Annotated in this window: 20 protein-coding genes; 17 read left to right on the top strand and 3 right to left on the bottom strand. The window is 66.2% G+C overall.

The genetic code is table 11. The annotated features are described in order from the left end of the window. The first annotated feature begins 46 nt into the window (after positions 1–46). The 11 genes from xdhA to QTI24_RS23390 all read left to right on the top strand — a co-directional run bounded on the left by xdhA (position 47) and on the right by QTI24_RS23390 (position 14,852). Positions 47–1,630 (top strand): xanthine dehydrogenase small subunit, encoded by a 1,584-nt coding sequence (xdhA, locus tag QTI24_RS23440; protein ID WP_286603721.1) that lies wholly within the window; start codon positions 47–49, stop codon positions 1,628–1,630. A 1-nt stretch (position 1,631) separates the two neighbouring features. Further along, positions 1,632–4,058, top strand: a complete 2,427-nt coding sequence (gene xdhB / locus QTI24_RS23435) for a xanthine dehydrogenase molybdopterin binding subunit (protein WP_286603720.1) — start codon at positions 1,632–1,634, stop codon at positions 4,056–4,058. A 65-nt stretch (positions 4,059–4,123) separates the two neighbouring features. Then, positions 4,124–5,077: a LysR family transcriptional regulator gene (locus QTI24_RS23430; RefSeq protein WP_286603719.1), complete on the top strand. Its 954-nt coding sequence runs from the start codon at positions 4,124–4,126 to the stop codon at positions 5,075–5,077. Positions 5,078–5,149: 72 nt separating this feature from the next. After that, positions 5,150–6,514, top strand: coding sequence for an NCS2 family permease (locus QTI24_RS23425; RefSeq protein ID WP_286603718.1), 1,365 nt, complete (start codon positions 5,150–5,152; stop codon positions 6,512–6,514). A 69-nt stretch (positions 6,515–6,583) separates the two neighbouring features. Then, positions 6,584–8,125, top strand: a complete 1,542-nt coding sequence (locus tag QTI24_RS23420; protein ID WP_286603717.1) for an ABC transporter ATP-binding protein — start codon at positions 6,584–6,586, stop codon at positions 8,123–8,125. Continuing rightward, positions 8,118–9,269 carry an ABC transporter permease gene (locus QTI24_RS23415; protein ID WP_286603716.1) on the top strand — a complete coding sequence of 384 codons (1,152 nt, stop codon included), beginning with the start codon at positions 8,118–8,120 and terminating at the stop codon, positions 9,267–9,269. Before QTI24_RS23420 ends, QTI24_RS23415 begins: the two co-directional genes overlap by 8 nt. Further along, the gene (locus QTI24_RS23410; protein WP_286603715.1) at positions 9,269–10,189 is read left to right on the top strand and encodes an ABC transporter permease; all 921 of its coding nucleotides are present in this window, start codon (positions 9,269–9,271) and stop codon (positions 10,187–10,189) included. The genes QTI24_RS23415 and QTI24_RS23410 overlap by 1 nt, the downstream gene beginning before the upstream one ends. Positions 10,190–10,241: 52 nt before the next feature. Continuing rightward, the gene (locus QTI24_RS23405; protein WP_286603714.1) at positions 10,242–11,411 is read left to right on the top strand and encodes a BMP family ABC transporter substrate-binding protein; all 1,170 of its coding nucleotides are present in this window, start codon (positions 10,242–10,244) and stop codon (positions 11,409–11,411) included. Positions 11,412–11,488: 77 nt separating this feature from the next. Further along, positions 11,489–12,490, top strand: coding sequence for a Rieske 2Fe-2S domain-containing protein (locus QTI24_RS23400; RefSeq protein WP_286603872.1), 1,002 nt, complete (start codon positions 11,489–11,491; stop codon positions 12,488–12,490). Then, positions 12,490–13,542 carry an adenosine deaminase gene (locus QTI24_RS23395; RefSeq protein ID WP_286603713.1) on the top strand — a complete coding sequence of 351 codons (1,053 nt, stop codon included), beginning with the start codon at positions 12,490–12,492 and terminating at the stop codon, positions 13,540–13,542. Before QTI24_RS23400 ends, QTI24_RS23395 begins: the two co-directional genes overlap by 1 nt. 218 nt (positions 13,543–13,760) lie before the next feature. After that, a complete protein-coding gene (locus QTI24_RS23390; protein ID WP_286603712.1) occupies positions 13,761–14,852 on the top strand; it encodes a BMP family ABC transporter substrate-binding protein in 1,092 nt (363 codons plus the stop codon). Positions 14,853–14,869: 17 nt separating this feature from the next. Here QTI24_RS23390 and QTI24_RS23385 read toward each other — a convergent pair whose 3' ends face one another. Further along, positions 14,870–15,532, bottom strand: a complete 663-nt coding sequence (locus tag QTI24_RS23385; RefSeq protein ID WP_286603711.1) for an LbetaH domain-containing protein — start codon at positions 15,530–15,532, stop codon at positions 14,870–14,872. Next, on the bottom strand, positions 15,529–16,686 hold the full coding sequence (locus tag QTI24_RS23380; RefSeq protein ID WP_286603710.1) for a glycosyltransferase family 4 protein: 1,158 nt from the start codon (positions 16,684–16,686) through the stop codon (positions 15,529–15,531). The genes QTI24_RS23385 and QTI24_RS23380 overlap by 4 nt, the downstream gene beginning before the upstream one ends. Before the next feature lie 198 nt (positions 16,687–16,884). Here QTI24_RS23380 and guaD point away from each other — a divergent pair, with 198 nt between their 5' ends. From guaD to QTI24_RS23355, 5 genes are all read left to right on the top strand, one after another. After that, a complete protein-coding gene (gene guaD, locus QTI24_RS23375; RefSeq protein ID WP_286603708.1) occupies positions 16,885–18,174 on the top strand; it encodes a guanine deaminase in 1,290 nt (429 codons plus the stop codon). Positions 18,175–18,233: 59 nt separating this feature from the next. After that, positions 18,234–18,800 carry a dCTP deaminase gene (gene dcd / locus QTI24_RS23370; RefSeq protein ID WP_286603707.1) on the top strand — a complete coding sequence of 189 codons (567 nt, stop codon included), beginning with the start codon at positions 18,234–18,236 and terminating at the stop codon, positions 18,798–18,800. Between the two features lie 137 nt (positions 18,801–18,937). Continuing rightward, entirely contained in the window at positions 18,938–19,201 is a 264-nt protein-coding gene (locus tag QTI24_RS23365) for a hypothetical protein (protein ID WP_286603706.1), read from the top strand. A gap of 48 nt (positions 19,202–19,249) precedes the next feature. Next, the gene (gene ypfJ, locus QTI24_RS23360; RefSeq protein WP_286603705.1) at positions 19,250–20,125 is read left to right on the top strand and encodes a KPN_02809 family neutral zinc metallopeptidase; all 876 of its coding nucleotides are present in this window, start codon (positions 19,250–19,252) and stop codon (positions 20,123–20,125) included. 145 nt (positions 20,126–20,270) lie between these two features. Then, positions 20,271–21,737 (top strand): DEAD/DEAH box helicase, encoded by a 1,467-nt coding sequence (locus tag QTI24_RS23355; RefSeq protein WP_286603703.1) that lies wholly within the window; start codon positions 20,271–20,273, stop codon positions 21,735–21,737. Positions 21,738–21,749: 12 nt separating this feature from the next. Here QTI24_RS23355 and QTI24_RS23350 read toward each other — a convergent pair whose 3' ends face one another. Further along, on the bottom strand, positions 21,750–22,592 hold the full coding sequence (locus QTI24_RS23350; RefSeq protein WP_286603702.1) for a symmetrical bis(5'-nucleosyl)-tetraphosphatase: 843 nt from the start codon (positions 22,590–22,592) through the stop codon (positions 21,750–21,752). Positions 22,593–22,615: 23 nt separating this feature from the next. On the opposite strand from QTI24_RS23350, the gene QTI24_RS23345 reads away from it, so the two are divergent. Then, entirely contained in the window at positions 22,616–23,929 is a 1,314-nt protein-coding gene (locus QTI24_RS23345; protein WP_286603701.1) for a hemolysin family protein, read from the top strand. The last annotated feature ends 139 nt before the right edge of the window (positions 23,930–24,068 follow it).

Below are 24,068 nucleotides of genomic sequence, written 5' to 3'. Positions count from 1 at the left end.
TCCAGTTGGCCCGATTTTTGATCGCGATAACCAAGCCCCCACGAGCATGAGCATGACCCCGAGCACCCAACCCATCCGCTTCTTCCACCGCGGCCGGATCGTCGATGTCAGCGGCGTGCATCCGACGCGTTCGGTGCTCGACTGGCTGCGCGAGGACGCCCGCTGCACCGGCACCAAGGAGGGATGCAACGAGGGCGATTGCGGTGCGTGCACCGTGGTGATCGGCGAGCTGGCCGACAACGACGAGAAGGGCGCCATCGGCGGCCTGCGCCTGTCGACGGTCAACGCCTGCATCCAGTTCCTGCCGACGCTGCACGGCAAGGCGCTGTTCACGGTCGAGGATCTCAAGGCGCAATGCAGCCACGGCCACGACCCGCAGCAGCACGACAAGCACCCGGTGCAGCGCCTGCATCCGGTGCAGCAGGCGATGGTCGACTGCCACGGCTCGCAGTGCGGCTTCTGCACGCCGGGCTTCGTGATGTCGCTCTGGTCCACCTACGAACACCACCAGGCCGACGGCACGCGGCCGACGCGCCAGCAGCTGGCCGACGATCTCTCGGGCAACCTGTGCCGCTGCACCGGGTACCGGCCGATCCTCGACGCCGGCCAGCGCATGTTCGACCTGCCCGACGTGCGTCTCGAAACGCAGCCCGTGGTGGATGCGCTTTCCAGCCTGCGGCACGACCAGACCTTCGAATACGCCGCCCCTCTGGGCCAGCGCCTGGACCGCTTCCATGCCCCGACCACCCTGGCCGAACTCGCCGCGCTGCGCGAAGCCAAGCCGACGGCGCAGCTCCTCGCCGGCTCGACCGACGTGGGCCTCTGGGTCAACAAGCAGTTCCGCGATCTCGGCGACATCATCTTCGTCGGTGACGTGGCCGAGATGAAGACGGTCGAGGAGCGCGGCGACGCCCTCTATATCGGCGCCGGGGCCTCGCTGGAGATCGCCTTCCGCGCGCTGACCCAGCGGGTGCCGAGCCTCACGGACGTATGGCTTCGCTTCGCATCGCCACCCATTCGCAACGCCGGGACGATGGGCGGCAACGTCGCGAACGGTTCGCCCATCGGCGATTCGCCGCCGGTGCTGATGGCGCTCGATGCCGAGATCGAATTGCGCCGAGGCGAGAAGGTGCGCCGCATGCCGCTGCCGGATTTCTATGTCGACTACATGAAGAACCGGCTGGAGCCTGGCGAGTTCGTCCAGGGACTTTCGGTTCCGCTCGCAGCGCTCCAGCGCCAGGTGCGGGCCTACAAGATCAGCAAGCGCTTCGACTGCGACATTTCCGCGCTGTGTGGCGGCTTCGCTGTCGAACTGGACGGGGACGTCGTCAAGGAAGTGCGCCTCGCCTTCGGCGGCATGGCTGCAACCGTGAAGCGCGCCGCGCAGGCCGAGGCTGCGCTGCTCGGCAAGCCCTGGACGCAGGCCAGCGTGAACGCCGCCAAGCTGGCGCTCGCGCAGGATTTCAAGCCGCTGACCGACATGCGCGCGAGTGCGGACTACCGCCTGCAGGTGGCGCAGAACCTGCTGCAGCGCCTGTGGCTGGAAACACGCACGAACGATCCGTTGCCGGTGGAGGCCACCAGCGTCTGGAGCGTGATGCCCCACGAAACGAGCGTCGAAGGAGCATGAGATGAACAAACCCCTCGATCCCAGCCTGTTCAAGTCGGCCGAGGCCTTTGCCGACTACCTGACCAACGCGGCCGCGCGCATCGACGAACGCGCTGAAGCGAAGGCACACGGCGACGGCGCGCGCGTCGGCATCAGCAGGCCGCACGAGTCGGCCCAGTTGCACGTCGCGGGTGAAGCGACCTACATCGACGACATTCCCGAACTCGCCGGCACGCTGCATTGCGCGCTGGGCCTGTCACCCGTGGCCAATGGCCGGCTCAAGGACATGAAGCTCGACGCCATCCGCGCCATGCCGGGCGTGGTTGCCGTGATCACGGCAGCCGACATTCCGGGCAGCAACGATTGCGGATCGATCATCCATGACGACCCCATCCTGTGCAGCGGCGACATCCGCTACATGGGCCAGCCGGTCTTTGCAGTCATCGCCGAGACGCGCGACGCCGCTCGTCGTGCCGCAGCCCGCGCCAAGGACGCGCTCGACATCGAGGCCGCGCCGCCCGTGCTCACGCCGCAGGACGCGCACGCCAAGGAGCAGTACGTCGTGCCGCCGATGCACCTCGTGCGCGCCACGAACGAAGGCGGCGCGCAGGCCGCGATCGTGAAGGCGCCGCACCGGCTCAAGGCCGAGCTCGATGTCGGCGGTCAGGAGCAGTTCTATCTCGAAGGCCAGATCAGCTACGCCATCCCGAAAGAGGGCGGCACGATGCACGTGTACTGCTCGACGCAGCACCCGAGCGAGATGCAGCACCTGGTGGCGCACGCGCTGCATCTGCACGCGAACGAGGTGCACGTCGAATGCCGTCGCATGGGCGGTGGCTTCGGCGGCAAGGAATCGCAATCGGCGCTCTTCGCCTGCGTGGCATCGGTCGCCGCGAACAAGCTCAAGCGCCCCGTCAAGCTGCGGCTGGACCGCGACGACGACTTCATGATCACCGGCCGTCGCCATTGCTTCTGGTACGAATACGAAGTCGGCTACGACGACGAAGGCCGCATCCTCGGCGCCGAGATCACGATGGTTTCGCGTGCCGGTCATTCCGCCGATCTGTCGGGCCCGGTGATGACGCGTGCGCTGTGCCACTTCGACAACGCCTACTGGCTGCCCGACGTGGCCATGCACGGTTTTTCGGGCAAGACCAACACGCAGAGCAACACCGCCTTCCGGGGCTTCGGCGGTCCGCAGGGTGCGATCGCGATCGAGAACATCCTCGACAGCGTGGCGCGCGAGCTCGGGCGCGATCCGTTGGATGTGCGGCGCGTCAATTTCTACGGCAAGGGCGAAAACAACGTCACGCCGTACGGGCAGATCGTGAGCGACAACATCATTCACGAACTGGTGGCCGACCTCGAAGCGAGCAGCGACTACCGCACGCGGCGCGAAGAGATCGCCGCGTTCAATGCGAAAAGCCCGGTGCTCAAGCGCGGCATCGCGCTGGCGCCGCTGAAGTTCGGCATCTCGTTCAACGTGAAGCACTTCAATCAGGCCGGCGCGCTGGTCCATGTCTATACGGACGGTTCGATCCTCGTGAACCACGGTGGCACCGAGATGGGGCAGGGCCTCAACACCAAGGTGGCGCAAGTGGTTGCGCACGAGTTGGGGGTGAGCTTCGACAGCGTGAAGGTCACGGCCACCGATACGCAGAAGGTCGCCAACACCTCGGCCACCGCCGCATCGACTGGCGCCGACCTGAACGGCAAGGCCGCGCAGGACGCCGCGCGGCAGATCCGCGAGCGGCTCGCCGCCTGCGCCGCCAGCCGCCATGGCGGGGATGCGTCGGCGGTGCGCTTCGCCAACGACAAGGTCGAGGTCAACGGCCGCACGCTCTCCTTCAGCAGCGTGGTGGGCGAGGCCTACCTCGATCGCGTGCAGCTCTGGTCCGACGGCTTCTACGCCACCCCCGGCCTGAGCTGGGACAAGGACAAGATGTTCGGCCGCCCGTTCTTCTATTACGCGTACGGCGCGGCAGTGAGCGAGGTGATCGTCGACACGCTCACCGGCGAATGGAAGCTGCTGCGTGCCGACATCCTGCACGACGCCGGCAAGTCGCTGAATCCGGCGGTCGACATCGGCCAGGTCGAGGGCGCCTTCATCCAGGGCATGGGCTGGCTTACGACCGAGGAATTGGTGTGGCATCCCAAGACGGGCCTGCTGACCACGCACGCGCCGAGTACCTACAAGATCCCGACGGCCAACGACTGCCCGCCGGTGTTCAACGTGCGGCTGTTCGAAGGCCAGAACTTCGAGGACTCGATCCACCGCAGCAAGGCCGTCGGCGAGCCGCCGCTCCTGCTGCCGTTCTCGGTCTTCTTCGCGATCCGCGACGCGGTGTCGGCAGTGGGGGATCACAAGGTCGATCCACCGTTGCGCGCGCCTGCCACGAGCGAGTCGATTCTCCGCGCGATCACCGCGGTCCAGAACACCGCCGCCTGAGGGCACCTCCATGTGAATGCAGCGCTGTATAACTGCCCGCACATTCCAGACCACCGTGGGCAGCTATGAGAGACCAAGCGCTTCTCGACAAGATCGATCTTCATCTCATCCGGGTTCTACACACCGTGCTCACCGACCGCAGCGTCTCGCGTGCCGCCATCCGATTGGGGATGTACCAGCCCGCCGTCTCCGCAGCCCTCAAGCGGCTGCGCGAACTGTCGGGCGACCCGTTGCTGGTGCGCTCCGGGTCGGGCATGGTGCCGACCGATGCGGGCCTGCGGATGATCGAACCCGCGGCGGCGATCCTGCGTTCGGCCGAGGTGCTGTTCAGCGATGCACGCGGCTTCGATCCGCAGACGGCGGCCACCACCTTCCGCATCGCGGCGAGCGACTACATGGACCCGATCTTCCTGCCGCAGCTGGTGGCGCAGATCAAGAGCCAGGCGCCGTTGTGCCACATCGAGATCCATCCGCTGACCTCCGATTCGGACTATCACGCGCACCTCTCGCTCGGGCAGGTCGACGTCGTCATCGGCAACTGGCTGAAGCCGCCGGAAGACCTGCACATGGCGCGCCTGTTCGGCGACGAGATCGTCTCGCTGGTCAACAAGGACCATCCGGCCGTGCGGCGCGGCTGGGACCTGGAGAGCTGGCTCGCGGCCGAGCACATCGCACCGACGCCGACCCATCCCGGCGCGCGCGGGATCATCGACCAGATGCTCGACGAGATGGGCCGCCAGCGCAACATCACGGCACGCTGCGCGCACTTCGGTCTCATCCCCGACATGGTGGCGTCCAGCCTGCTGGTGTTGACCACCGGCCGCCAGTATTGCGAGCGCTTCCTCGACCGGCTGCCGGTCGCGATCCTCGAATGCCCGGTGCCGCTGCCGCGCCTCATGTACTACCAGCTCTGGCATGAGCGCACGCATTCGTCGAGCTCGGCGCGCTGGCTGCGCGAGCGGGCGAAGGCCGTGGCGGCATCGCTGCGGCCCCAGGCGGTGGCGGGCGGCCCCGAATAGATAGATCTCGCGCCGGCGTCGCGAGCAAGGACAGACAACGCCATCGATCCATAAAGACTCGGAGACAAGACGATGAACCGGACAGAACAAGTGCTCGACATCAAGGAGCACGGAGCCCCAGCGCAGCCCACCTCGACAGGCTTGCTGGAACGGGTGTTCAAGCTCAGGGAGCACAACACCACGATTCGCACCGAACTGGTGGCGGGCCTCACCACCTTCCTGACGATGGCCTACATCATCTTCGTCAATCCGTCGATCCTCGGCGACGCGGGCATGCCGAAGGACGCGGTGTTCGTCGCCACCTGCCTGATCGCCGCTTTGGGCACGGGCATCATGGCGCTCTACGCCAACTACCCGATCGCCTTGGCGCCGGGCATGGGGCTCAACGCCTACTTTGCCTACGTGGTCGTGCTGCAGATGGGCTTCACGTGGCAGGCAGCGCTGGGAGCGGTGTTCGTCTCGGGCTGCCTCTTCCTGCTGGTCACGGTGTTCAAGCTGCGGGAGCTGATCATCCGCGGCATCCCGCAATCGATCCGCATCGCGATCACGGTCGGAATCGGTCTCTTCCTTGCGATCATCGCGCTCAAGAGCGCTGGCATCGTGGCGCCGTCGAAGGCGACCTACATCACGCTCGGCGACCTGCACACGCCGCAGGTCGTCCTGGCGACGCTGGGCTTCTTCCTGATCGTGGTGCTCGACCGGCTCAAGGTGCCCGGCGCGATCCTGATCGGCATCATCGCGGTCACCGTGCTGTCCTTCTTCTTCGGCGGCAACACCTTCCACGGCATCTTCGCGGCGCCGCCGTCGATCGCGCCAACCTTCCTGCAGTTGGACATCAAGTCGGCGCTTTCGGGTGGCATCCTGAACGTGATCCTGGTCTTCTTCCTGGTCGAGCTGTTCGACGCCACCGGCACGCTGATGGGCGTGGCCCGGCGTGCCGGCCTGCTGGTCCCGGGCAAGATGGATCGGCTCAACAAGGCGCTGCTGGCCGACAGCGGCGCGATCTTCGCGGGCTCGCTGCTGGGCACCTCCAGCACGACCGCCTATGTCGAGAGCGCTGCGGGCGTGCAGGCCGGCGGCCGCACGGGCCTCACGGCGCTCACGGTGGCGGTTCTGTTCCTCGCGGCGCTGGTCATTTCGCCGCTGGCTGGCGCGGTGCCGGCCTATGCCACCGCACCCGCTCTGTTCTTCGTGGCCTGTTTGATGCTTAGGGAACTGACCGAACTCGATTGGGACGAGACGACCGAGGTCATCCCGGCTGCCGTGACGGCACTGACGATGCCTTTCACTTATTCCATCGCCAACGGCCTGGCCTTTGGCTTCATCACCTATGCGGTGCTCAAGCTGTTCACCGGCCAGGCCAAACAGGTGCACTGGATGGTGTGGCTGATCGGCGGCGTGTTCCTTTTCAAGTTCATTTACATCGGCGGACACTGACGACAATAAGGCGATCGCCCCGGGGGGCGATTCAGGGCTCGAACGACAACCCACAGGCCAGGCATAGGCATGACAATCCACAGATTACAGCTCGCGCACATCACCAAGCGCTATCCCGCGGTGGTCGCCAACAGCGATGTTTCGCTGACGGTGGCGCCCGGTGAAACCCACGCGGTTCTCGGCGAAAACGGCGCCGGCAAATCCACGCTGATGAAGATCATCTACGGCTCTGTGAAGCCGGATGAAGGCAGCGTGATGTTCAACGGCCAGCCGGTCAACGTGCGCAATCCGCAGGAGGCGAGGGCGCTGGGCATCAGCATGGTGTTCCAGCACTTCAGCCTCTTCGACACCCTGACCGTGGCCGAGAACGTCTGGCTCGGGCTCGACAAGAGCCTGGCGTTGGCCGAGGTGGCGCGCCGGGTGGAGGCCAAGGCAGGCGAGTACGGACTGGATATGGATCCCTCGCGGCCGGTCCACACCCTGTCGGTCGGCGAGATGCAGCGCGTCGAGATCATCCGCGCGCTGCTGACCGATCCCAAGCTGCTGATCCTCGACGAGCCGACCTCGGTGCTGACGCCGCAGGCGGTGCAAAGGCTCTTCGTCGTGCTCAAGAAGCTGGCCTCCGAAGGGTGCAGCATCCTCTACATCAGCCACAAGCTGCACGAGATCCGCGAACTGTGCACGGCCTGCACGGTGCTGCGCGGCGGCAAGGTGACAGGGGTGTGCAACCCGCAGAACGAATCCAACGAATCGCTGTCGCGCCTGATGATCGGCGCCGAGCCGCCGCCGCTTACGCACCGGCCGATCCACGCGGGCGCGGTAGCGCTGCAGGTCAAAGGCCTGACGCTGGCGCGCGAGGACCAGTTCGGCGTCGATCTCGACGGCATCTCGCTCGACGTGCGCGCCGGCGAGGTGGTGGGCATTGCCGGCGTGTCGGGTAACGGCCAGAAGGAACTGCTCTACGCGCTCTCAGGCGAAGACACGCGCGCCGAGGCGCCGATGATCCAGGTCTTCGGCCAGCCGGCCGCGCATTTCAGACCGCGCCGGCGGCGTGCGCTGGGGCTGCATTTCGTGCCGGAAGAAAGATTGGGCCGCGGCGCGGTACCGACGCTCGGTCTGGCGCACAACCTGCTGCTGACCCGCGGTAACGCGGTCGGCAAGGGCGGCTGGATTCGCACCCGCGCGCTGCAGCAGCATGCGAGCGACATCATCCAGCGCTTCAACGTCAAGGCCGGTGGGCCCAACGCGGCGGCACGCTCGCTGTCGGGCGGCAACCTGCAGAAGTTCATCGTCGGTCGCGAGATCGACGCGAATCCGAAGATCTTCATCGTCTCCCAGCCGACCTGGGGCGTGGATGTGGGCGCTGCGGCGCTCATCCGCGGGGAGATTCTTGCGCTGCGCGACGCCGGTTGTGCGGTGCTCGTGGTGAGTGAGGAACTCGACGAACTCTTCGAGATCAGCGACCGGCTGCACGTGATCGCCAAGGGCCGGCTCTCGCCTTCGATCGACCGCGCCGCAGCCACCGTGCCGCAGATCGGCGAGTGGATGAGCGGTTTGTGGGACAGATCGCATCACGCCGCCACGGCGTCCGCGGAGGTGGCACATGCTTAAGCTCGAACCCCGCCCGCAGCTCTCGCGCTTCTGGAGCTACGGCTCACCGATCCTGGCGTTACTGGTCACGGTGGTGATCGGCATGGTGCTCTTCGCGCTGCTGGGCAAGGACCCCGTCAAGGGGCTCCTGGTGTTTTTCTGGGAGCCGATCAAGAGCGGCTACGCGCTGGGCGAACTGATGGTCAAGGCGACGCCGCTGCTGATCATCGCGCTCGGACTTGCGGTGTGCTTTCGCTCGAATGTGTGGAACATCGGTGCCGAGGGCCAGTTCGTTTTTGGCGCGATCGCCGCCGGCGGCGTTGCGCTGCTGGCCGACAAGACCACGGGATCGTGGATCGTCGCGGCGATCCTGGTCGCGGGCATCGCCGGCGGCATGGTGTGGGCCGGCATCGTCGCTTTCCTGCGCGACAAGTTCAACGCGAACGAGATCCTCGTGAGCCTGATGCTGGTGTACGTCGCGACGTTGCTGCTGGGCTACATGGTCTACGGGCCATGGAAAGACCCGCAGGGCTACAACTTTCCGCAGACCAAGACTTTCGAGGCGGTGACGCAGATCCCACGGTTGATGAAGGGCTCGCGGGTGAGCATCGGCCTGCTGATCGCGCTGATCGGTTCGGCGGCGCTGTGGGTGTTTCTCTTCCGCACGCGCGCGGGCTTCGCGCAGCAGGTCGGCGGGTTGGCGCCGGCCGCCGCGCGCTACGCGGGCTTCTCGGCACGGCGCGCGGTGTGGATCGCGCTGCTGACCTCGGGTGGGGCGGCGGGCCTTGCCGGGGCACTCGAAGTGGCGGGCCCGATCGGCCAGCTCAACCCTTACGTGCCGGCCGGCTACGGCTTCGCTGCGATCATCGTGGCCTTCGTCGGGCGGCTGCATCCGGTGGGGATGATCTTCTCGGCGCTCCTGATGAGCATGTTCTACATCGGCGGCGAGCTTGCGCAGTCGCGGCTCGGGCTGCCGAAGTCGCTGACGGGTGTGTTCCAGGGGCTGCTGTTGTTCACGCTGCTGGCGTGTGACACGCTGATCGCCTATCGCATCCGGCGCAAGTCGGCGCCCAAGGCTGTCGCGGCGATGCCGGGCACCTCGTCGCTGCAAGCCAGCACACCTCTCACCGCACCCGTTGCCCGTCCCACCGAAGGAGCCGCATGATGGAAAGCTACGCACTCCTCCTAGGGTCGACCCTCAGCGCCGGCACGGTGCTCGCCATCGCGGCGCTGGGCCTTCTGATCAACGAGAAGGCCGGCATCGTGAACCTCGGTGCCGAGGGCATCATGCTCTGCGCCGCCATCGCCGGCTTCGCCACGGTCGTGACCACGCACAACAACTGGCTCGGATTCCTTGCCGGCATGGCGGCGGGTGCGCTGCTGTCGGCCTTCTTCGGCGTGCTGGTCATCTGGCTCAACACCAACCAGTACGCGACCGGGCTGGCGCTCAGCCTTTTCGGCGTCGGCTTCTCGGCCTTCCTGGGCATCAACTTCGTGCAGGCCAAGCTGCCCCAGAGCGTGTCGTATGCGCTGCCGGTGCTCGGCGACATCCCGCTCGTCGGGCCGGCGCTGTTCAGGCACCACCCGATGGTGTATTTCGCGGTGCTGCTCACGATCGGGCTGATCTGGTTCCTCTACCGCACGCGCGCCGGGCTGGTGCTGCGCTCGGTGGGCGAATCGCCGGAGTCCTCGCACGCGCTGGGCTACCCGGTGCGGCGCATCCGCTTCATGGCGGTGATTGCGGGCGGTGCGCTGTGCGGTTTGGCAGGGGCCTACCTGTCGACCGTCTACACGCCGCTGTGGGTCGAGGGCATGGTCGCCGGTCGCGGCTGGATCGCGCTTGCGCTCACCACCTTTGCCACCTGGCGGCCGATCCGCGTGCTGCTCGGTGCCTACCTGTTCGGCGGCGTCTCGATGCTGGGGTTTCACCTGCAGAGCACCGGGGTCAACGTGCCCAGCCAGTTCCTCAGCATGCTGCAGTACATCGCGCCGATCGTGGTGCTGGCGCTGATCTCGCGCAACCCGGCCTTCATCCGCGTCAACATGCCGGCCTCCATAGGAAAACCGTTCTACCCCGGCTCATAATCGCGTTTCGTTTTGTTTCTCCGCCAACCTGTCCTTTGAGGATTTCAAACAAATGAATGATCTGAACAAGCGTTCCCTGCTCAAGCTGGCAGCCCTGACGGCGGTGGCTTCGGCCGCACTCATCGGCTGCGGCAAGAAGGAAGAAGCGCCGGCACCCGCACCCGCCGCCCCGGCCCCGGCGCCGGCTGCCGCGGCACCCGCCTCCGCAGCGCCGTTGAACATCGCCTTTGCCTATGTCGGCCCAGTCGGCGACGGCGGCTGGACCTTCGCGCACGACAACGGCCGCAAGGCCATCGAGAAGGAATTCGGCGACAAGATCAAGACCACCTTCGTCGAAAGCGTGCCCGAGGGCGCCGACGCCGAGCGCGTGTTCCGCGACATGGTGAGCCAGGGCAACAAGCTGATCTTCGGCACCACCTTCGGCTACATGGAGCCCATGCTCAAGGTCGCGGCCGACAACAAGGACGTCAAGTTCGAGCATGCCACCGGCTACAAGACCGCCGAGAACATGCGCACCTACGACAGCCGCACCTACGAAGGCGCGTACATGGCCGGCATCATTGCCGGCTCGATGACCAAGAGCAACACGCTGGGCGTGGTCGGTTCGGTGCCGATCCCCGAAGTGCTGCGCAACATCAACAGCTTCACGCTCGGCGCGCAATCGGTGAACCCGAAGGTCACGACCAAGGTGGTGTGGGTCAACGAATGGTTCAGCCCGCCGAAGGAAACCGAGGCGGCGACCGCGCTGATCAACGGCGGCGCCGACGTGCTGTTCCAGAACACCGACTCGCCGGCCGTGCTCAAGACCGCGCAGGAAAAGGGCAAGCGCGCCTTCGGTTGGGACTCGGACATGACCGCCTACGGCCCGAAGGCCCACCTGGCCTCGGCGACCATCAACTGGGCGCCGTACTACATCAAGGCAACGCAGGACATGCTGGACGGCAAGTGGGTCACCGGCCAGAGCTGGTGGGGCGTGAAGGAAGGCGCGATCGACCTGGTGTCGATCGCCGAAGACGTGCCGGCCGAGACCAAGGCCAAGGTCGAGGAAGTCAAGAAGGGCCTGAAGGACGGCAGCTTCGTGATCTGGAAGGGCCCGATCGTCGGCCAGGACGGCAAGGAGCTGGTGGCTGCCGGATCCGCGGCGGACGACAAGTTCCTGAGCGGCGTCAACTTCTACGTCAAGGGCGTTGAAGGCTCCGTGCCCGGCGGCGAGAAGAAGTAAATCCGTCACTGACGGAAGGAGTGGAGGGTTGCCAAGTGCAACCCTTTTCCTTTGATGGGGGTGAATCGCGACTCATGATGATTGAAAGACAACTCTGGCATCCGGTCGCGCTGGCGGAAGACGTGGCAGCAGCACCCGTCGCCGTCCGCGTGCTCGGCGAAAGCCTTGTGCTGTGGCGCGACGATGTGGCAGCCGTTCATGCATGGACGGATCGCTGCCCGCATCGCGGCGCCCAACTCTCGCTCGGCCGGGTGGTGCAATGCGAGGGCGGCGCACGTCTTGAATGCCCGTACCACGGCTGGCGTTTCGAGGCCGGCGGTCGCTGCATGCAGGTTCCGGCGCTGCCAGAGTTCGTTCCCCCGGCCACGCACCGCGCCATGACCCATGCGGCGCGCGAGGCGCATGGCCTGGTGTGGGTACGGCTCGATGCCCCGGCCGACGGCGAGGGCGATGCGATACCCGCATTCGCGCCCGAGGACGACATGCGCCTGCGCAAGCTCACCTGCGGCCCCTACGACGTAGAGACCAGCGCGCCGCGCCTGGTCGAGAATTTCCTCGACATGTCGCATTTCGGCTTCGTGCATGAGGGCTGGCTCGGCGCGCGCGACATGACCGCGATCGACGACTATCGCGTCGAAGCCACGCCGCACGGCTTGCTCGCAACGGGCTGCAAGGCCTGGCAGCCGCAATCCACCATCAACTCGACCGCGCCCGCGCAGGTCGAGTACACCTACGAAGTCACCGCACCCTATACGGCGGTGCTCACCAAGATCCCCGAGGCCGCGAGCGTCGGGATCGACGACTACCGCGAATCGATCGCGCTTTACATCTGCCCGATCGACGCCGAGCGCAGCCGCGTCTGGTTCCGCCTTGCCACCGCCGACTTCGAGCGCGACGACACGGCGCTGCGCGCCTTCCAGGACACGATCTTCCTGCAGGACAAGCCGGTGCTCGAATCGCAGCGCCCCAAGTGTCTGCCGCTGGACTTGCGCGCCGAACTGCACACCGTGGCCGACAAGGCCTCGTCCCTCTACCGCCGCCACCTCAAAATGCGCGGCATCACCTTCGGAGTCTGCTGATGAACACGCCCCGCCACACCGTTCGCGACGTTCCCGCGGACCGCCTTCCGGCGCTCCTGCGCGCCATGCCCAAGGCCGAGCTGCACATGCACATCGAGGGCTCGCTCGAGCCCGAGCTGATCTTCGCGCTCGCGCAGCGCAACGGTGTCACCATTCCGTATGCGAGCGTCGAAGACCTGCGCCGCGCCTACGCCTTCACCAACCTGCAGAGCTTCCTGGACATCTACTACGCCGGCGCCAGTGTGCTACTGAAGGAGCAGGACTTCTACGACATGGCCTGGGCCTACCTGGAACGTGCCGCGACAGACAACGTCATCCGCACGGAGATGTTCTTCGACCCGCAGACGCACACTGAGCGCGGCGTGTCGATGCAGACCGTGATCGACGGCCTGCACCGCGCCTGCGTCGATGCCAAGGACAAGCTCGGCGTCGATGCCGCGCTGATCCTGTGCTTCCTGCGCCATCTGAGCGAGGAGGATGCCTTCGCCACGCTGGAGCAGGCGCTGCCGTACCGCGATCGCTTCATCGGTGTTGGCCTGGATTCCAGCGAGCTCGGGCACCCGCCCGAAAAGTTCGCGCGGGTGTTCGCGCGCTGTCGCGAACTCGGCTTTCACCTCGTCGCGCATGCGGGCGAGGAGGGGCCGCCGGCCTACGTGTGGAGCGCGCTCGACGTGCTCAAGGTCGAGCGCATCGACCACGGCGTGCAGAGCACCAAAGACGCCGCTCTGATGAAACGCCTCGCGCAGGACCGCATTCCGCTGACCGTGTGTCCGCTGTCGAATCTCAAGCTCTGCGTATTCCCCGACCTGGGGCAGCACAACCTGCGCGAACTGCTCGACGCCGGCCTGGTTGCCACCGTCAATTCGGACGACCCGGCCTACTTCGGCGGCTACATGAACCAGAACTTCGTCGAGACCTTCGCCGCGACCGGGTTGACGGCGCAGCATGCGTGGCAGCTTGCAGCCAACAGCTTCGAGGGCAGCTTCGTCGATGCGACGGCCAAGCGGGCTTACGTCGATCGGCTCAACGCGGCCTTCGACGCCTTCGCCTGATCGACGCGCCGACAGGCTTCAGAGATCCGGCTTGCCGCCCTTGACCCGGACGACCCGCGGGCCATCGTCGCGATAGGCCTTGGCCTGTAACGGCCACCACCACAGGCGGCGCAAGTCACGCGGACGATGGAGGGTTTCTGGCGCCCGGGTAAAATACCCGCCCGGCGCTGCTGCCCCGCAGCGCCATTTTTCATTCCGGGGCCATGTAGAGGACTACCATGTATAAAAACCTCGCAGCCGCGCTCGCGGCCGCCTGTTTTTTCCTTCCAGCTTTTTCCCAGACCGCGCCGAAGGCCGATCCACTCAAGATCGGCTTTGTGTACGTCGCGCCCATCACCGATGCCGGCTGGGTTCGTCAGCATGAAAACGGTCGCAAGGCCGTCGAGACCGCGCTCGCCGGCAAGGTGAAGACCACTTATGTCGAGAACGTCGCCGAGGGCGCGGACGCCGAGCGCGTCATTCGTGATCTGGCACAGCAGGGCAACAAGCTCATCTTCACGCCCAGCTTCGGCTACATGGAACCCACCATGAAGGTCGCGCGGGACTTTCCGGACGTGAAGTTCGAGTCGATCACCGGCTACAAGACCGCCCCCAATGTCGCGACCGCGAACGCGCGCTACTACGAAGGGCGCTACCTAGCCGGTGTCGCGGCCGGCCGCATGACGAAAACGAACGTCGCGGGCTATGTCGCAGGCTTCCCGATTCCCGAAGTGCTGCAGGGCATCAACGCCTTCACGCTGGGCATGCGTTCGGTCAACCCGAAAGCGCAGGTCAAGGTGGTGTGGCTGGATGTCTGGTTCGATCCGCCGAAGGAGCGCGACGCGGCCATGGCGTTGTTCAACCAGGACGTCGACGTGATCGCCTTCCACACCGGCTCGACCGCCGTGATGACCGCGGCCCAGGAGCGCGGCAAGATGGCTGTGGCCTACCACTCCGACATGCGCAAGGTCGCGCCCGAGGCGCAGATCGTCGCCGTCACCCACCAATGGGGCGGCTACTACACGGAGCGCGCGCGCGCCGTGCTCGACAGCACCTGGAAGAGCGGCAAGGTCTGGGGCGGCGTCAAGGAAGGCATGATCCGCGTCGGCGATTTCGGTCCCAAGGTGCCGAAGGCCGTGCAGGACGAGGTGCTGGCGCGGCAGCAGGACATCGCCGCTGGCAAGGTGAAGCCGTTCCAGGCCGCAGCCGATGTGCGCGACAACGAGGGCCACGTCGTCATCCCGAAAGGACAGAACCTCAGCGACGAACAGATCCTGAATATGAACTGGCTCGTCGAAGGCGTGCAAGGACGAGTCTCCCGCCGCGGGTAACCCGCGCTGAGGCTCCCTCAGTGGACGAAGCCGCGCTTCCGATTGAAGTACGCGGCTTCGGGATCGAGGCCCTTGACCTTGACCGCAGGCTGGCCGGCGTACACCGCGCATTCTTCGGTGTGGGCCTTGTTCAGCACCGAGCCCGCGCCGAGCACCGACCGGTCCGGCAGCGCCGCGCCACCCAGCACCGTGACACGCGTTCCGACCAGGCAGTAGGCGCCGATGCGGATCGGCTTGCAGTCCTGCCGTCCCTCCGCCACGTTGATGCCGTGCGTGATGAACTGCGAGTGGTAGCCCGCGATGGTCGCGAAGGGCCCGATCTCGATCTTGTCCGTGCAGTCGATGATGTGCGACTTGGTGATGGCCGCATGCTCGCCGACGACGAGCACCGGCTCGCGCTGCGTGCGGTGCGTGAAATGGGCGCCCTTGGGCGGATGGCCGGTGATCCAGTTGGAGCGGTCGATCACCGAGTGCGCCCCGCATTCCAGCTTGCCGAGATGGATGGCCACGTTGAAGTGCCCGATGTAGGCGCCTTCGCCCATGACCAGTTCGCCGGGGAAGACGTAGGACAGGCCGATGCGCGCCCCGTCCGCGATCCGGTAGCCCCAGAAGCGCCGCAAGACCCAGCGCTTCAGCTTCCAGGGGAGGAAGACGACACCCAGCGCCAGCAGCTTCTTCATGGCTGGGTCGCGGGCTGGGTCGTGCGCTCCCTGATCGCGCGCTGGTAGGCGGCCACGTAGTTCGCCGCCATTTGCGCCGAGGTGTAGTGCGCGGCGTTGTCGAGCCCGAGGCGGCGCATCTCACCCAGCCGCTGCGCGGCCTGCTCGATGGCCGCGGCCATGGCGGTCGGGTCGCCGGGGTCGAGGTACACCGCGCCCTCGCCGCCGATCTCGTTCATCGGTGCGAGGTCGGACGTGAAGACCGGGCAACCGCAGGCCTGCGCCTCGATGATCGGCCAGCCGAAACCTTCCTGGAGCGATGGGAAGAGCAGGGCCGTGGCGCTGGAGTAGATCGCGCGCAGTTCCTCGTGCGATATCTTGTGCACGGTCTTGATCTTGTCGGCGACCCCATGCTCCTGAGCGAGCTTTGCGGATTCGGGCGACAACTCCGGTCCCACGAAGAGCAGTCGGTCCATCACCGGCGCGACGCCGGCCGCTGCCGCGCGCTCCTGCAGTGCGATGAACGCCTCGAGCACGCCCCGCCGGTTCTTGCGATCCAGGTCCCAGCCGACGTGCAGCAGGAACCTGTCCTGCACCGAGATTCCCAGACGATTCACAAGGCGCTGCGCCTCGTCCGGCGCCACGGGCGCGAAGTCGTCGTTCAGACCGTTGAGCACGGTCGTCACCTTGCGCTCGTCCGCGAAGCCCATGGCCAGCACTTCGCGCCGGGTCATCTCGGACACGCAGGCGACGAGGTCGGCGCTGGCCATTCCATTCACGATCAGCCGCTGGAACAGCCTGCCGGTCCAGCCGACGTTCCAGCCGTCCACCAGGCCCTTGGCGGCCTGCACCGCGATCACGTCGTGGCAGGTGATCACGTTGGGCTTGGCCTTCACCCGCGGGATGTACATGCCGTTGGAGTGGTCGGCGACGTGCACCACGTCGGCCCAGCGCACGTGGCCCGCGAGCGAGGGGAGGAAGAGGATGAACTTGTCGACGTAGCCCAGCCACTTCCACCAGCGGGAGGTATAGGACCCCCGAAGCACGCGCTTCGGAGGGGAGACCACCCGCAGTTCGCAGCCGATTCGGGGAAGCTCGCGTTCCAGGACGCGTTTGAAGGCGAGCATGCTGGTCTGGCCGTCGGGCTCATAGTTCGCGATCAGAAGCACTTTCATCTGCACTGGGCGCTCTTCGCGGCGTCACGTGAAGGCATACTTTTCCTGTAATGAATTGGCCGAATTATGTTCGACCGCGGAGGGGGCCTGCCGGAAGTACGATCGTGCGATCGCGCGTGGCGGCAGCGCTGCCGCCATATAGCGTCCATATGAGCTAGCACATTGCATACCGGCGTCGCTGCCTTACCCTCCGTGCCCATGCAAGCGTACCGTGCCTCCCTTTTGCGATTCGACGCCGCCGGCCAGCCGGTTTTCGACGAAGACGGCCTGTTGGTCGTCGGCCCCGATGCCGATGGGCGGCAACGCGTGCAGGATGCCGGCGACTTCGCCACCGTCGCGGCCCGCCATCCGGGCATGGCCATCACGCACTGGCCGGGGCGAATCCTTTCGCCGGGCTTCGTCGACATGCACATCCACTTCCCGCAGACCGACATCATCGGCGCACCCGCGGATGGCCTCTTGCCCTGGCTCGAGAACTACACCTTTCCGGCCGAGAGCCGGTTCGCCGATCCCGCCCATTCGGCGGAAGTGGCGGAGGTGTTCTTCGACGAGCTGCTGCGCAACGGTGTCACGACCTCGCTGACCTTCGCGACCTCGCATCCGCAATCGGTGCAGGCCTTCTTCGAGGCCGCCCAGCGCAGGCAGCTGCGCATGATCACGGGCAAGGTGTTGCAGGATCGTCATTCGCCCGATGGTGTACGCGACCAGACCGAACAGAGCCTGATCGACACCGAATCCCTCATCCGCCAATGGCACAACGTGGACCGCCTGGGCTATGCGATCACCCCGCGCTTTGCGCCCACCAGCACCGATGCGCAACTGCGCGGTGCGGGCGAACTGGCCGCGAAGTACCCCGACACCTGGATTCACTCCCATGTCGCGGAGAACAAGGACGAGGTGAAGTGGGCGCGCGAGCTGTTCCCGCAGGCGCGCTCGTACCTCGACGTCTACGCGGGCTTCGGCCTGATGCGCGAACGCGCCGTCTACGCGCACTGCATTCATTTCGACGACGACGACCGCCGCTTGATGCGCGAGACAAAGACCGCCACGGCGGTGAGCCCGACCAGCAACCTTTTCCTCGGCAGCGGCTTCTTCGACTTCGAAGGCGCGAACCGCATCGGCTACCGCTACGGGCTGGCCAGCGACGTCGGCGGCGGCACCAGCTTCAGCCCCTTCGCGACCATGCTCGCGGCCTACTACGCGGGCCGCGAAGGCCAGACCAAGCCCGGCGTGAGCATTCCGCCATCGCAGCTCTGGTGGCGCCACACGGGCGGAGCGGCGCGCGCGCTTGGCCTGGATGGCGTCATCGGCAACCTGCAGCCGGGCTGCGAGGCGGACTTCGTGGTGATCGATCCAAAGGCCACGCCGCTGCTGGCCCGCAAGACCGCGCTCGCGAACAATCTGGAGGAACTGCTCTTCGCGATGATCGTGCTGGGTGACGACCGGCTGATCGAGCGAACCGTGATCTCGCAGGCCCTGGGCAACTGAGCGCCGAAGGGGTTGGGCGGCTGCTGCCTAGAATAGCGCCCCCGAGGAAGGACCCTGACATGAGCATCAAGAGCGACAAATGGATCCGGCGCATGGCCGAGAAGAGCGGGATGATCGAGCCCTTCGAGCCCGGCCAGATCCGCGAACAGGACGGCCACCGGATCATCAGCTACGGCACCTCCAGCTACGGCTACGACATCCGCTGCGCGCCCGAGTTCAAGGTCTTCACCAACATTCACAGCACGGTGGTCGACCCCAAGAACTTCGACGAAAAGAGCTTCGTCGACTTCCATGGCGACAGCTGCATCATCCCGCCCAACAGCTTTGCGCTGGCGCGCACGGTCGAGTACTTCCGCATTCCGCGCAATGTGCTGACCATCTGCCTCGGCAAGAGCACCTACGCGCGGTGCGGAATCATCGTCAACGTCACGCCCTTCGAGCCCGAGTGGGAAGGCTACGTCACGCTGGAGTTCAGCAACACGACGCCTCTGCCCGCAAAGATCTACGCGGGCGAGGGGTGCGCCCAGGTCCTGTTCTTCGAGAGCGACGAGGTCTGCGAGACCAGCTACAAGGACCGCGGCGGCAAATACCAGGGCCAGCGCGGCGTCACGCTTCCCAAGGCCTGAGGCCTTCGCAAAGCCTGCGGATCGGCTTCGGCGCGGTCCTACAGCGTCTAGCGGCCAGCGCGTCGGGTGCGGCGCGCCGCCGATCGGCAGCATCTCCTTCCATCCCACGCAGGAGGCGTGGCTTCAGGAGCGAGAACATGTCGATTTTCCAGAACGTGCGCGAGATGCACCCCTATCGCCGTCTGCTGCTCGCGGCCCTGGCCGCCATCGCGCTGGTGCAGGTCGTGGCGATGGTCGTGGTGACGCGGTCACAGGTGCAAAAGGCCGAGGCGCATTACGCGCAGGAGCGCGCCGCGCTCGCTGCAGCGGCCGCCGAAAGAAGCGCCGAAAAAAGTGCCGCCATGGCCCGCCCGGGCACCCATGACGGCGTCATGAATGTCGGATACGTGGTTTCCCGCTGAGCGCGTACCATCCTGCGAGCGCCGCCCGATAGCGGCAAGGAGAGCGAGATGAGATGGGAAGGCAACGAACAATCCGACAACGTCGAAGATCGGCGCAGCGGTGGGGGTGGAGGGGGCGGTTTCCCGATCGGGGGGCGCAGCGTAGGCATCGGCACCGTGGCCGTGGCGTTGATTGCCGGCTGGATTTTTGGCATCAACCCGCTCACGGTGCTGGGCCTGCTGAGCGGTGGGGAGCCGGCCCCGCAAGTGCAGCAAGGGCCGGCGCAAAAGCCGCCTGCCAGTGACCGCGAAGCGGCCTTCGTCTCCACCGTGCTGAAGAACACCGAAGTCGTCTGGAGCGACATCTTCCGCCAGCACGGCGGCTCCTACGCAACCCCTAAGCTGGTGCTTTTCCGCGGCGCGACGCCGACCGCCTGCGGCACCGGCCAGTCGGCCATGGGCCCGTTCTATTGCCCTGGCGACAAGAAGGTCTACATCGACCTCGGCTTCTTCGACACGCTCAAGAACCAGCTCGGCGCCCCCGGCGTCTTCGCGCAGGCCTACGTGATCGCCCACGAGATCGGCCACCACGTACAGGACGAGCTGGGCATCACCGACAAAGTCGATCAGATGCGCGGCCGCCTGAGCCAGGCGCAGAACAACGCCATCAGCGTTCGCGTGGAACTGCAGGCCGACTGCCTCGCCGGCGTCTGGGCCCACCATTCGCAGCAATCCAAGCAGTGGCTGGACCCCGGTGACATCGAAGCCGCCATGAACGCCGCCCAGAAGATCGGCGACGACGCCCTGCAGCGCTCCGCCGGCCGCGCGGTCGTGCCGGACAGCTTCACCCACGGCACCAGCGCCCAGCGCCAACGCTGGTTCGGCGTCGGCTACAAGAGCGGAAATCTCCAGGACTGCGACACGTTCGCCGCCAAGAACCTGTAGCAAGTAGGGTCACCAACGAGGTCCAGAAACACCGCGGAACCGGCTCCGCCGGGCTGCCGGAGTTGCCCCCGGAGGGGCGTGGGCGAAGCGACACGAAGTGCGCGAAGCCTGGGGGTGAGCCATAAATGCGACAATAGAGGGCTTCATGACAAGCTCCTTCTCCAATCTTTCCCTGGCCGAACCGCTGGCGCGTGCCGTAGCCGAAATGGGCTACGAGACCATGACGCCCATCCAGGAACAGGCCATTCCGGTGGTCCTGGCGGGCCAGGACGTGATGGGCGCGGCGCAAACCGGCACCGGCAAGACGGCCGCGTTTTCCCTGCCGCTGCTGCAGCGGATGCTCAAGCACGAGAACAGCTCGACCTCGCCTGCGCGCCATCCGGTGCGCGCCCTGGTGCTGCTGCCCACGCGCGAACTCGCCGATCAGGTTGCGCAGCAGGTCAAGCTCTATGCCAAGTACACCAATCTGCGCAGCTGCGTGGTGTTCGGTGGCATCGACATGAAGCCCCAGACGCTCGAACTCAAGAAGGGCGTCGAAGTGCTGGTCGCCACGCCCGGGCGTCTGCTCGACCATATCGAGGCCAAGAACGCGGTGCTCAACCAGGTCGAGTACGTCGTGCTCGACGAAGCCGACCGCATGCTCGACATCGGCTTCCTGCCCGATCTGCAGCGCATCCTCTCCTACCTGCCCAAGCAGCGCACCACGCTGCTCTTTTCGGCGACCTTCTCGCCCGAGATCAAGCGACTGGCCGGCAGCTACCTGCAGAACCCGGTCACGATCGAAGTGGCCCGGCCCAACGAAACGGCCTCCACGGTAGAGCAGCGCTTCTACAGCGTGAGCGACGACGACAAGCGTCGTGCGCTCAAGCAGATCATTCGCCAGCGCGGCATCACTCAGGCTTTCGTGTTCGTCAATAGCAAGCTGGGCTGCGCGCGCCTTGCGCGCTCGCTCGAACGCGAGGGCCTCAAGACCACCGCGCTGCACGGCGACAAGAGCCAGGACGAGCGCCTCAAGGCACTCGCAGCCTTCAAGGCTGGCGAGGTCGACCTGCTGGTGGCAACCGACGTTGCCGCCCGCGGTCTCGACATCAAGGACGTTCCGGCCGTCTTCAACTTCGACATTCCGTTCAACGCCGAGGACTACGTGCACCGTATCGGGCGCACCGGCCGTGCCGGCGCGTCGGGTCTCGCCGTGAGCTTTGCCAGCGGTGGCAACGACGTGCGGTTGGTCGCCGACATCGAGAAGCTGATCAAGAACAAGATCGAACTCGAGGCGATCGAATTCGAGGAAGACCGCCCGCGCGGCCGCATCAACGACGGGCGCCGCCATTGGCGCGAAGAGGGCGAGGCGGGCGATGCACGCGACGTACTCGACACGCTGGACCGCCCCCGCGAGCGCAGCGAGGCGCGTCCCGTGCGCGGTGGTCGTCCGCACCGCGCTCCGGCCGCGCCGCGCGATCCTTTCTTCGAGCAGCCCTACGAGACGCCGGATCGCGAAGCTGCTCCCGCGTGGGAAGCTGCGGCCAAGACCACGCCTGCGCGTGGCATCTCAAGCAACATCAAGACCAAGCGCAAGGTTCCGGCTCTTTTCAAGAGCGCCGAACCGAGCTGATCACCGGGCGTCTCAGCCCGGCTTTCGTGCCTGCGGGCACTTGACCTGAATCAGCTCTCGCTCCTGTGGCGTTGCGCCGATGCGCACGGCGCTCAGGCAGCCGCCCCACACGCAACCGGTGTCGGTCGACAGCAGGTCGGGTCGCGAGACCCAGCCCAGCGTCGACCAATGACCGCACGCCACGGTGGCTGCGGCCGTACGGCGGCCAGGCACGTCGAACCACGGCATGTAGCCCTCGGGCGCGGCACCGGCGCCATCCTTGGTCTCGAACTCCATCATGCCCTCGCGGGTGCAGAAGCGCAGCCGCGTCAATGCATTGACGATGACGCGCAGCCGCGCATCGCCGGTCAGTGCGTCGTTCCATTGCGCGGGCTCGTTTCCATACATCGTCTGCAGGAATTCGGACAGCGCGGGACCGCGCAGCACCGCTTCGACTTCGGCGGCGAGCGACAGGGTATCGCCGACGCTCCACTGCGGCAGCACGCCTGCGTGCACCATCAGCAGATCGTCGCCACCGATCGTCTGGTGAAGGGCCATGTGCTGCTGGCGCAGCCAATCGAGCATCGCGTCCCGGTCGGGCGCCTCCAGCACGCTGGCGAGCGTGTCCTTGCGGCCGGCCTTGCGCGCGCCGTGGATCACGCCGAGCAGGTGCAGGTCGTGGTTGCCGAGCAGGCTCCGCGCCGATGCGCCCAGGCGCTGCATGCGACGCAGCACGTCCGCCGAAGCGGGGCCGCGATTGACCAGGTCGCCCAGCACGACCAGCGTGTCGCGACTCGGCGAAAAGGCGATGTCGTCGAGAAGGCGCTGCAGGGGCCCGTCGCAGCCCTGCACGTCACCGATCAAGTAAAGTGCCATGATCCCCATTCTCTCCCGCGTTCATGGATGTTTTCCTCCTGGCTTTGCTGACCACGCTCAACGCGTTGTTCGCAATGTCCGAAATGGCCCTCTCCACCAGCCGTCGCGCGCGCCTTGCTGCGCTGGCCGAAACAGGGGACGCGGGCGCCGCTGCGGCGCTCAAGCTCATGCAGGATCCGACGCAGTTCCTGTCGAGCGTGCAGATCGGGATCACCTCCATCGGCATGCTCAGCGGCATCGTGGGCGAGGCTGCCTTCGCGGAGCCGCTGGCGGCCTGGATGCGCGAGGTCGGCATGGGCGCCGGCACGGCCAGCGTTGCTTCCACGGCGGTGGTGGTGAGTTGCATCACGTTCTTCACGATCATCTTCGGCGAGTTGGTGCCCAAGCGCATCGGTCAGCTCTATCCCGAGCCCGTCGCGCGCTACGTGGCGCGGCCGATGCGAGGTCTGGCCACTGCGGGCAAGCCCTTCGTGCTGCTGCTGTCGGGAGCAACGGCCACCGTCCTCAAGCTGCTGCGCATCGACTCGAATGCGGCAAGGGTGGTGACCGAGGAGGAAATCTCCGCCAGCCTGGAAGAAGGCGTCGATGCGGGCGTGATCGAGATGCACGAGCACCAGATGGTGCGCAACGTGTTCCACCTCGACGACCGCCGGCTCACGTCGCTGATGGTTCCGCGCGCCGATATCGAATGGCTCGAAGCCTCCTTCACCATTGCCCAGTGCCTGCAGAAGGTCTCGGCGGCTGGTGCGCTCAACCTGGTCCATTCCTGGTATCCCGTGTGCCGCAACTCGCTGGACGACGTCGTCGGCGTGGTGAGCGTTGCGCAACTGCTTCGGCTCGGGCCGGACCATGAGGGAACGGTCGAAGAGGTCGTTCAGCCGGCCGTGTTCGTGCCCGAGACGCTGACCGGCATGGAACTGCTCGAGCAATTTCGATCGCGCGCCGGGCGGCTGGTGTTCGTGGTCGACGAATACGGCGTGGTGCAGGGCCTGATGACACCGCGCGACCTGCTCGAAGCAATCACCGGGGAACTGCAGGTCGCCACCCACGCCGAGGCCTGGGCGCGCGAGCGACCGGACGGCGTCTGGGAACTCGATGGCCTGATGCCCGTCTCCGAACTGCGCGCGCGGCTTGGAATCCGCGAACTGCCGGACGAGGACCGCGGGCGCTACAACACGGTGGCCGGCCTGCTGATGTCCGTGTCCGGCCAACTGCCGGAGGTTGGCGAGCGAATCGACTGCGCGGGCTGGTGCTTCGAGGTTGCCGAACTGGATGGCAGGCGGATCGACAGGGTGCTGGCCTATCCGGATGCGGGGGCGGCGGATCTGGCGCCCTGAGCTGGCGAATCCCCTCAAGACCTTCTCAAAATAACTGAAGGATGCCTTGGGTTTCCTGGGAGGATGCCCATGGACAATCTTCTCAACAATCTTCTCGAAAAGAGCTGGCCAGCGGGGTCTGACCCCCGACTCCTATACT

The sequence above is a fragment of the Variovorax sp. J22P240 genome, assembly GCF_030316855.1.
In the GTDB taxonomy this organism is placed as follows: Bacteria; Pseudomonadota; Gammaproteobacteria; order Burkholderiales; family Burkholderiaceae_C; genus Variovorax.
The sequence above is the reverse complement of the archived record's forward strand: the minus strand, read 5'-3'. Positions and strand labels throughout refer to the sequence as shown.

Bases quoted from the DNA above. Each gene is read 5' to 3' on its own strand.
- QTI24_RS23415 (WP_286603716.1), top strand. From the start codon at position 8,118: ATGCTTAAGCTCGAACCCCGCCCGCAGCTCTCGCGCTTCTGGAGCTAC.
- QTI24_RS23355 (WP_286603703.1), top strand. From the start codon at position 20,271: ATGACAAGCTCCTTCTCCAATCTTTCCCTGGCCGAACCGCTGGCGCGT.
- QTI24_RS23350 (WP_286603702.1), bottom strand. From the start codon at position 22,592: ATGGCACTTTACTTGATCGGTGACGTGCAGGGCTGCGACGGGCCCCTG.
- QTI24_RS23400 (WP_286603872.1), top strand. From the start codon at position 11,489: ATGATTGAAAGACAACTCTGGCATCCGGTCGCGCTGGCGGAAGACGTG.
- QTI24_RS23410 (WP_286603715.1), top strand. From the start codon at position 9,269: ATGGAAAGCTACGCACTCCTCCTAGGGTCGACCCTCAGCGCCGGCACG.
- xdhA (WP_286603721.1), top strand. From the start codon at position 47: ATGAGCATGACCCCGAGCACCCAACCCATCCGCTTCTTCCACCGCGGC.
- QTI24_RS23390 (WP_286603712.1), top strand. From the start codon at position 13,761: ATGTATAAAAACCTCGCAGCCGCGCTCGCGGCCGCCTGTTTTTTCCTT.
- QTI24_RS23385 (WP_286603711.1), bottom strand. From the start codon at position 15,532: ATGAAGAAGCTGCTGGCGCTGGGTGTCGTCTTCCTCCCCTGGAAGCTG.
- QTI24_RS23345 (WP_286603701.1), top strand. From the start codon at position 22,616: ATGGATGTTTTCCTCCTGGCTTTGCTGACCACGCTCAACGCGTTGTTC.
- QTI24_RS23365 (WP_286603706.1), top strand. From the start codon at position 18,938: ATGTCGATTTTCCAGAACGTGCGCGAGATGCACCCCTATCGCCGTCTG.
- QTI24_RS23405 (WP_286603714.1), top strand. From the start codon at position 10,242: ATGAATGATCTGAACAAGCGTTCCCTGCTCAAGCTGGCAGCCCTGACG.
- QTI24_RS23380 (WP_286603710.1), bottom strand. From the start codon at position 16,686: ATGAAAGTGCTTCTGATCGCGAACTATGAGCCCGACGGCCAGACCAGC.
- dcd (WP_286603707.1), top strand. From the start codon at position 18,234: ATGAGCATCAAGAGCGACAAATGGATCCGGCGCATGGCCGAGAAGAGC.
- ypfJ (WP_286603705.1), top strand. From the start codon at position 19,250: ATGAGATGGGAAGGCAACGAACAATCCGACAACGTCGAAGATCGGCGC.
- xdhB (WP_286603720.1), top strand. From the start codon at position 1,632: ATGAACAAACCCCTCGATCCCAGCCTGTTCAAGTCGGCCGAGGCCTTT.
- QTI24_RS23425 (WP_286603718.1), top strand. From the start codon at position 5,150: ATGAACCGGACAGAACAAGTGCTCGACATCAAGGAGCACGGAGCCCCA.
- QTI24_RS23395 (WP_286603713.1), top strand. From the start codon at position 12,490: ATGAACACGCCCCGCCACACCGTTCGCGACGTTCCCGCGGACCGCCTT.
- QTI24_RS23430 (WP_286603719.1), top strand. From the start codon at position 4,124: ATGAGAGACCAAGCGCTTCTCGACAAGATCGATCTTCATCTCATCCGG.
- guaD (WP_286603708.1), top strand. From the start codon at position 16,885: ATGCAAGCGTACCGTGCCTCCCTTTTGCGATTCGACGCCGCCGGCCAG.
- QTI24_RS23420 (WP_286603717.1), top strand. From the start codon at position 6,584: ATGACAATCCACAGATTACAGCTCGCGCACATCACCAAGCGCTATCCC.